An 842-nucleotide genomic window follows, 5' to 3' on the forward strand; every position below is an offset into this window, starting at 1 on the left:
CAGCGACAATGATGTGCTCGAAGATACCAGTTTAGTTGGCAATGCTAGCTTCTCGGATGACCAAGATTACACATCGCCTCAAGCACCAGACTCAGGACGTATCCTGACGGAGTTTGGTTTAGCGGTCGATATTGTGAATCAGAGTGACAACAACGAATACGGTGTGGTTCGCTTATCTAAAGTAAGCCAACACAACGTCGCTCCTACTGCGAACTTCGAGCTTAATGTGACTGGCCTGAACGTTTCAGCACGTAACTTTAGCTCAGACCAAGACGGTGAGATCACCAGTTATCTATGGGACTTGGGCAACGGAACAACAAGTAACGAAGTGACACCAACTTGGTCTTACGAGCAAGCAGGTGAATACACGGTGAACTTGACTGTTGTCGACGACAAAGGCAATACCGATTCGTTCAGCTCCGTAGTGAGTGTTGAATCTCCAAACGCTCTTCCAGAAGCAAGCGCGAAGTACATTCACTTGGGTCGCTGGGTAACCATGTGGTCAACAAGTTCAGACAGTGATGGTCGTATTGTTGATACCGAGTGGACACTTCCAAACGGAAAGGTGAAACGAGGTCGCACATTCACTTCAATCTTCCCTTCATACGGAAAACACGAGGTGACACTGAAGATAATCGATGACCAAGGCGGGATTACGACTAAGACAATTTTGGTCGACCTGTAAATCATTGCAGGCTCTGTCATGCGTATTTACAAAGTAAGCTTAAGTACTGTTGTCACAGGATATAAGCCAAGACAGCAGTTTTAAGAAAACGTCATTATTTAAGCCGTAAGCAAAAGCCCTACCGATTCGGTAGGGCTTTTTATTGGTCGCAATTTAA

At 45.7% G+C, this 842-nt stretch carries 1 protein-coding gene; it reads left to right on the forward strand.

The annotated features are described in order from the left end of the window. On the forward strand, positions 1 to 685 hold a 685-nt coding region (locus AB4653_RS14530), incomplete at its 5' end, for a PKD domain-containing protein (protein WP_372104537.1). Positions 686 to 842: the final 157 nt, after the last annotated feature.

The sequence above is a fragment of the Vibrio sp. 10N.222.48.A3 genome, assembly GCF_041475345.1.
GTDB lineage: Bacteria > Pseudomonadota > Gammaproteobacteria > Enterobacterales > Vibrionaceae > Vibrio > Vibrio tasmaniensis_A.